This window comes from Pseudomonas sp. S44, assembly GCF_016624805.1.
GTDB classification, from domain to species: Bacteria; Pseudomonadota; Gammaproteobacteria; order Pseudomonadales; family Pseudomonadaceae; genus Aquipseudomonas; species Aquipseudomonas machongensis.
This window is the reverse complement of record NZ_JACVTY010000041.1, coordinates 35495-43119: the sequence shown is the minus strand read 5'-3', so window position 1 is coordinate 43119 and position 7625 is coordinate 35495. Positions and strand designations below refer to the sequence as shown.

General features: G+C 65.3%; 3 protein-coding genes. All 3 read right to left on the bottom strand.

The window, feature by feature from the left end; all coding sequences use genetic code 11:
* Positions 1-80: 80 nt before the first annotated feature.
* The 3 genes from IAE40_RS23225 to IAE40_RS23215 all read right to left on the bottom strand — a co-directional run bounded on the left by IAE40_RS23225 (position 81) and on the right by IAE40_RS23215 (position 7607).
* Positions 81-1016 carry a ketoacyl-ACP synthase III gene (locus IAE40_RS23225; RefSeq protein WP_054891892.1) on the bottom strand — a complete coding sequence of 312 codons (936 nt, stop codon included), beginning with the start codon at positions 1014-1016 and terminating at the stop codon, positions 81-83.
* Between the two features lie 217 nt (positions 1017-1233).
* Positions 1234-4764 (bottom strand): glycosyltransferase, encoded by a 3531-nt coding sequence (locus IAE40_RS23220; protein WP_200603932.1) that lies wholly within the window; start codon positions 4762-4764, stop codon positions 1234-1236.
* A gap of 122 nt (positions 4765-4886) precedes the next feature.
* Complete coding sequence (locus IAE40_RS23215) at positions 4887-7607, bottom strand: glycosyl transferase (protein ID WP_200603931.1); 2721 nt, start codon at positions 7605-7607, stop codon at positions 4887-4889.
* Positions 7608-7625: the final 18 nt, after the last annotated feature.

The window sequence follows — 7625 nt, the reverse complement described above, 5'->3', positions numbered from 1 at the left end:
AAATCCAAAAAACCACTTAAAAATTGCAACCCCGCTCACCGTATCCGGGTGGGGCGCTTTTGCAGATACCGCGACAACACTCAATCAGTGCGTTCGATGATCGCCGAACCCCACGACAAGCCGACGCCAAAGCCACTGAGAGCAACACGCTTGTGGGTCGAACCCAGCACATGCTTCTCCAGCAGCAACGGAATGCTGGAGGAAACGGTATTGCCGGTCTCGACCATGTCCTTGACGAACTTGCCCTTGTGCGCGCCCTCATCGAAGCGCGCCGACACCGCATCGACGATGGCCGCGCTGCCCTGATGCAGGCAATACAGGTCGATGTCGTCAGCCTTGAGCTGGCTGGCCTCGAGCAACTGGTTCAGGTGCGCCGGTACCTTGACCAGGGCGAAGTTGTAGACCTGACGACCGTTCATGAAGAACTTGCCATCGGTGGTGCGCAGGTGCTCGGCACCGGCACCGTCGCTACCGAACAGCGACTTGCCCAGTTGCCAGGCCGCGCCCTCGCCCATCCAGGTCGCAGTGGCGGCGTCACCGAACAGCATGGTGGTGTTGCGGTCTTCAGGGTCGACGATCTTCGAGTACGGATCGGCGGTGATCAGCAGGCCGTTCTTCAGGCCCGCAGCTTCCATGAAGCCCTTCATCGCGTACAGGCCGTAGACATAGCCCGAGCACCCGAGCGAAACGTCGAACGCCGCAACATGGGTCGCAAGCCCCAGCTTGTGCTGAACGATGGCGGCGGTGTGCGGCAGGCCCTCGGCGTCGCCATTCTGGGTGACGACGATCACCGCATCGATGCTGGCAGGGTCGAGCGAAGGATTGGCGGCGAACAGATTGCGCGCGGCCTCGACACACAGGTCGGAAGTTTCCTGCTCGCTGTCCTTGCGCGGCAAGAACGTGGAGCCGATCTTGCCGAAGATGAAATCCTGATCCTTGCCGAATTTTGCGCCCTGGGCGTAGTTGTCTACCCCTTGAGTCGGCAGGTAACTGGCGATGCTTTTAATGCCAATCATGTGGCTTCCCGTTCAATAACAGCGAAGTAGCCCACGGCGTACGCAACGACGAAACGCCAGGAAACACGGGACGCCCCTGTTCCTGACCACGTTTTGGCTGCGCGACGGCGGCTCCTAGTTTGGACAATATACAGTGAAGATGCGCGAAGTGACTCTCAAGTCACGCGTTTTTTGTCGAATGGACACCGCAGCGTCACATCCTCACTGCGGCCCCCCCTCAATCGGGTAACCAGGCGCGGCGCCAGCTCTCCAGTCGCGTCCCTTCGAGCATCCACTGCCCACGCACCGCCGCCTGCAACGCATCACCCAATGCCGCCGACGCGTCGCGGTCGGACAAGTGCAGACGGATCGCCTGCAGCCACTCGTCGGGCTGGTTGCCCGCACGCGACAGCGGCAAGGCATCGCCTGCGGCAAAGCCCGGCACTCGACTGCAGATCACCGGATGACCACAGGCCGCGTGCTGCAACACGCGCATGTCGCCAGAGCAGGCGTTTTCCATCGAGTCGGCCATGGGCACCAGAGCCAGATCGAGATTCAACGCCGCCAGGGCCTCGCCGAGACGCCCTGGCTCGACCGCTGGGTGCGACTCGCTGACGAACGGCTTCAAGCTACCGGGACACTCACCCAGCACCACCCACTCGACTTCATCCGACAAGGCCGGCACTACCTGTTCGAGCATCTCGTCGTCCTTGCCGGCGATCCAGCCAAGACGTGGCAAGTCTCCTGCGCGTCGCTCGCCCTTCAGGCGGCCCCAGCCGACCGGCAAGGCGCTCTCCAACACCCGGATATCGTGGTGCAGCCCCTGCAGCCGCTCGGCCAGCACGGGGGTCGACACCAGTACCCGGTCAGCGTGCATCAACGCCGCCTGCAGGCGCTGCAGCAGATCCTCGCTGGACTCGAACTGTGCAAGCGCGGGATAACTGTCGAGCACCACCACTTTCAGCGCCCGGGAGAATGCACTCAGCCGACGCAGGGTCAGCAGCCCTGCATCATCCAGCGGTCGCTGCAGGATCACGCTGGTCGGGGCAAAACGCTCCAGCTCCACCGCAGACAACAGCCCGACGGTCGCGGCACCGTCGAGCAACGCGTTTTCGCACATCGCACCCAGCGGATGGATCAGACGCGACAGAGCCTGCTCATCCTGCTCGGCAATGCAAGCCAACACCCGCGGCACCTTGCCGAGCAGCGGTCGCCAGCTCAGATCATTGCTTTGCAGCACGAAACCTTGCCCGGCACGCAGCGAGAAATTGCCGTTGTAGGCCGGGTCATGTGCCAGACGCGGCAACCAGCGTGCATATAACGCGTCGTGCTGCTCTTCGTTGGCCAGCGCATCGCGTGGCGCATCCAGCAGCAAGCGCGCATGCGGCGTCCAGACATTCAGATAGCCGGCCTGATGCAGCTTCAGGCACAGGTCGACATCGGCCCAGGGCGCCAGCAACTCGCTGGCATCGAAGCCGCCTGCCTCGTGGAACAGTTCGCGCCGCAGCATCAGGCACTCGCCACCAACAGCAGCGAAGTTCTGCTCCAGCCCCACGCGCGCCATGTAGCCCGCAGACTGCGCAGGCAGGCCGGCGAACGCCGGTCCCACAGAGCCGTCGATCCCGAGCAGCAAGCCGGCCTGGCGTACCGTGCCGTCACCAACCAGCAACTTGCCACCGACGGCACCGACTTCGGGGCGCTGGGCATGATTGAGCAGCGCCGCTAACCAGTTGCCATCGAGCACCGCGGCGCGGCCGTCGAGCCAGACCAGATAATCACCCCGCGCCTCCTGCGCAGCCGCGTTGCACAACGCAGCCCATGGCTGGCCTGGCATGTAGCGCAGCACCTGGAAGCGCCCATCGCCGATCTGCCCCACCATATCCAGCCATTCGAGCAGTGCCGGGTCTTCACTGCCCGCCTCGATCAGCAACACCTCGAACTGCTCATGGGCGGTGTGCGTGAGCAGGGTTTCCAGGCAGCGCTGGAAGTCGACCAGTTGCCCGCGCAACGGCACCATGATGCTCACGGACGCGACATGCGCATGGCCGTAGTCGATGCGATAACCGCCCGGCACGTCGTCAAGGGCCAAGACCTGCGCCCGTTCATAGCCGCGCAGGCGCAGGTGATGCTCGATGACCATCTGTTCGTCGGCACAGGCCGCCAGCGGCTCGCCATTGCCGATCAACAGAGGCTCGGCGACATGCATGACACTGCCCAACCCGCGCTCAAGCAACAAACTCAACTGAAGGCCAAGTTCGAAGGCTCGCCCGCAGTCGCTGGCGAACCCTGCCGCCAGCGCCTCGCGCCGATAGATCCAGTGCCGCGACAGGCTGCCCGGCATGGCCAGCAGCAGGTCGAGGTTAAGGTCCGGACGCAGCGCCAGCTCGATTTCCCCTCCCTCGCGGCGCAGCCCTTCGTCGGCGTACACCGCCTGGCAGTCATCGGCCGCATCGAGCAAACGCACCGCCAGCGCCAGCAGCCCGCTGGCGACGAAGGTCTCGCCAGCCTCGACCAGCAGGCACCAGTCACTTGCGCTATCGCTCAGCACCGTGTTGATCGTCGCCACCGGCTCACGTGGATCGCAGGCATGCCATTGCACACCGACACGCTGCGGGTCGCACTCACCCAGCACATGCACCTGCAACTGTCGATACAGGCCACGGTCAAGACTCTCCAGGGTATGCAGCAGTGCCTGGCGGTCACCATGATCACGCACCAGCACGGCAAGCTTGGGCGCCTGTGGCCCGGACAACGCCTGCTGCAGGCGCTGTACCTGGGCGGGCAGCGGATAGCGCTGCCGCAGCCAGTCGAGCATACCGTGCCGGTTGCCCGCGGCTTCACGCACGGCTGCGTCCTGGGTCTTGGCGATGAAGGTGTCCAGCTGCTGCCAGAACGATGCGGTACGTTGCACATAACGCTGCAGGCCATCGCCAACGGTGGCCCGGGCCTGTTCGAGGGCGTGCGGCTGGTCGGCCATGGCAAAGCCGACGCAACCGAAGAAGCTGTTCTCGAGCACCTGCTGATCCACGCCATGCCCCGGCATGAACAGCACGGGGCAACCACACAGCACCGCGATCACGCAGGTCATCGACCATTCGTAGGTGTACAGCACCTCGGCATGGCGCAGCACCTCGGCCAACTCCACCAGGCTCAGGGCATTGGCCACGCTGAGCAGGCGAATGCCGGCAGGCAACTGGTCGTAGTCGATCATCTCCAGCGGGTGGCGGTTCTGGTAGAGGTAGGCGCCCTCGCGAGCACAATCGGCAGCGCCGGCGGCGAACAATTCGATGTCAATGGTGGGCAGGCACAGCAGGTCGACGTTGACATCGCCACGGGCCTCGGCAAGGCGTTCGGCGTAGTAGAAGATCAAGTCGGTCGCCGCCGCATTCATGCTCTTGCCGCTGATGAAGCTCTCGAAGTTGAGCATGTAGCGCGCCACCACCGGGCACTCCAGCGGGTTGCCGCTGACCACTTCGGGATAGACCGCGATCGGCACCTTGCCCTCGGCCAGGTGGCGGCGGGCGACGGCCGGGTCGAACAGCGGCGTCTTCAGGTCTGGATTGACCACATCGGTGCCGTAGATGTATGCCTCGCGGCCATTGAGGTTGAGCATGTGGCAGAGGTAGTGCATCGAAACGATACCGGAGGAGGTATCGCGGTAGGCAGGCGCCAGCAGGTAGTAGGGATGCCCCGGCTTGGTGAACATCAGGCGCAGGCGCGTCAGCGCCTGTTCGAGCGAAAGAGCATCCAGCTGCGCAGCGGTCGACATTGGGGGGCGAACTCCAGGATCAGGACAGGCCGCTGACCATCACGGTGGCGGCCTGTCAATAATTTGCCAGCGGGCATGAAAAAGCCGGGCTTAACCCGGCTTTTTTGCAATTAGCGCGCCAGTCACCCCAGCTGTGCCAGCCACTGCGGCGCACCCGCGGCGCTCTGACCGTCGAGCCGCGCAACCCCCTGGAACGCGCCGGGCCATTGCTCGGCCAGCGCCTGCACAGCTTGCCCGGCAGGCACCACCAGCTCGTTGCCCATCAGCCTGGCACGCGGCGTCCACACTACCATCAGACCGTTGCTGCGTACCGCCAGGCACAGGGCCAGGTCCGCCGCACCCGTTGTCGGCAGGCCACCGCACTGCTCGAAGGTCTCGCGGCCGATCATCAGGCAATCGCCGGATACCGCCGGGCAATCACGGACCGACAGCGGCCAGCGCGCCGCGGCGCTGCGTGCCGCCGAGGCACCGGCCCACGGTGCATTGACCTGGCCGCCGTCGAGCAGCTCGTAGCCAGCATGCAGCAGGACCTCGCCGCGCCCCCACAAGCTGGCCCCGACGATCCCCACCTCAGGGCGCTGGGCCTCGTTGAGCAGCGACTCGATCCAGGCCGGAGTGATTACGTGGCAGCGCTCGGACAGCAGCACCAGGTAATCGCCACGCGCCTGCCCGGCGGCCAGCGCCAGCAGTTGCTCGCGCGAGGCATGCGCCTCACCGGCAATCAGCCGCACGCGTGTGCCAAAGGTCTGGGCAATCGCCGCCTGCCCTGCGCTGTCGTGCCCCGGCAAGGCCACCACCACTTCGAAGCGCGGATAACGGGTGCGCTGGAAGATCCCGGTCAGCGACACCTGCAGTTGCGCGGTATCGCCCTCGCCCGCCAGCAGGATGCTGACCAGCGGCGTGGCGGTATGACGGAAATCGATGGTCAGGCCTGCACTGCCCTGGTCGCTGATCTGGGCGCGGTAGCCCAGCTCGGTCAGGTGGCGGTTGAGGACCTTGGCCGCTTCGTCGGTCAATGCCTGCTCGGGCTGCTGACCGATGACCAGGTAGTCGTCCATGTGCGCGAGACAGCCGACACCCTGCTGCTGGACCAGACGCAGCAACAGGTCGTACTCCAGCGCATGACGATAGGACTCGCTGTAGCCACCCAGATCGACCACGGCCTGGCGACGCACCAGCCAGTGCCGCGACATCAGGCCTGGTTGGCTGCGCAGCAGGTCCAGGTCACTGCCCGGACGGGTCACGTCAAGCAGACGGCCTTCGCTGTCGCGCTGCACTTCATCGGCAGCGATCGCCTGGCAGCCCGGCGCCTGGGCCAGCTCGACAGCCAGGCGCAACAGGCCACCGGCCAGCAGCACGTCGCCAGCATCGAGCAGCAGCAGCCACTCGCTGGAAAGCTGTTTCACCACCTGGTTCAGGTGGGTCGCCCAGTTGCCTTCGTTGACCTGGATGAAGTGCAGGGTATCGCGCGCGGTGGTGATAGCCGGGGGCTTGCCGCCCTTGAGCACCACCAGCTTGAAGTTGCGCAGGCCGCTGGCCAGCAGGCTGTCGAAGATGGCCTGCAGCGCCTGGTCGTCGTTTTCCAGGTCCAGCACCACGAAGGCGATCTGCGCAGCCGGGTGGCGCGCCAGGAAGCGCTGCGCGCGAGCACGGTCGGCTTCAGCCGGGGTCGCGGCAGCAATGGCGGCCAACACCTTGCCGGACGGCGTCGTCTCGAGCAATGCGCGGGCATCAGGTGCCGGAACGCTGCGCAGGCGCACCAGCCAATCCTGCATTTCGCGAACATGGTGGGTGTCTTTGGCGCCGGTCAGCAGCGGCACCAGGCGCTGACATACGTCCTGGTTGAACAGGCCCAGGCCCAGCGCTTGCAGGTAGCGCTGCTGCAGGCTGTCGTTGGTGTCGTTCGGATGCACTTGCAGCAGGTCGTGCTGGCGCACCCAGGCGCCTTCGAGCGCATGCAGATGACGCTCGCCAGTCGGCCAGGCATGGCAGAGAAACTCTATTTCGCTCAGACGCTGGAACAGCCTGCCGTTGTAGTACGGCAGCTCGACATACTGGCGCGGCTCGAAGGTCTGTTCAGGGTCGTCGATCACGCTGGCCCAGTCGGAGCTGAACAGCAGCGGCGTCTCGCCCTGATCGTAGCTGCTGCGCACGAAGCGGTTGAGCACCACGAAACCTTCTTCGCCGGCACACACACCCGCCGCTTCATCCCACTGGCGCAGGCTGCGCACGGTCTGGGTCAGGCGCTCTTCGCGGGCGGCTGCGCCCAGGTCGTTGCTCAGCAGTTCGCAGACCACATCGGTCTGCTCGAGGCTGCCGATCTCGCCTTGCAGCAGGATCGCGTAGCCCAGCGCCACACGCCAGCCCGCGGCATCCAGCGCTTGCGGCAGGCCTGCCAGCGCGGTCTGCAGGGTAGCGACACGCAGCACCGCGCGCCAAGCCTGTTGCCCGCTGTGACCATAACGGCGCACGCGCGCCAGAGCGTCCTCTGCGGCCTCGGGCGCGGCGAATGCACCCAGCTTGTGGTAGCTGAGCTTGCAGTTGCCCGCCGCATAGGCCAGGGCATGCCCCTGTACACCCTTCAACTGGGGCTGTGCAGCCAGAGAGGCAGCAGCCTTGCCCAGCGCATCGGCGAGAACGAAGTCGGCATCCAGCGCCAGACAGACGAAAGGCGTTTTCACCCGCTCGAGCAGTTCGCCGAGTTGGCCTGCCGGCTCCAGCGCCAGGCACGCAACGCCTTGACCGGCGTAGTAGTGGAGTGCGCGGGCGCGGTGATCCGCCTGGTCATGCCCAAGCAGGACAACGGTCACGTCGGTGTGCGAGCCGGTTGCGGTATCGATCATAAGGCACCTGTTCAAGTG

What these genes read in the sequence shown, in the direction of transcription:
- IAE40_RS23220 (WP_200603932.1), bottom strand. Translation starts at nt 4,764, where the DNA reads ATGTCGACCGCTGCGCAGCTGGATGCTCTTTCGCTCGAACAGGCGCTG.
- IAE40_RS23225 (WP_054891892.1), bottom strand. Translation starts at nt 1,016, where the DNA reads ATGATTGGCATTAAAAGCATCGCCAGTTACCTGCCGACTCAAGGGGTA.
- IAE40_RS23215 (WP_200603931.1), bottom strand. Translation starts at nt 7,607, where the DNA reads ATGATCGATACCGCAACCGGCTCGCACACCGACGTGACCGTTGTCCTG.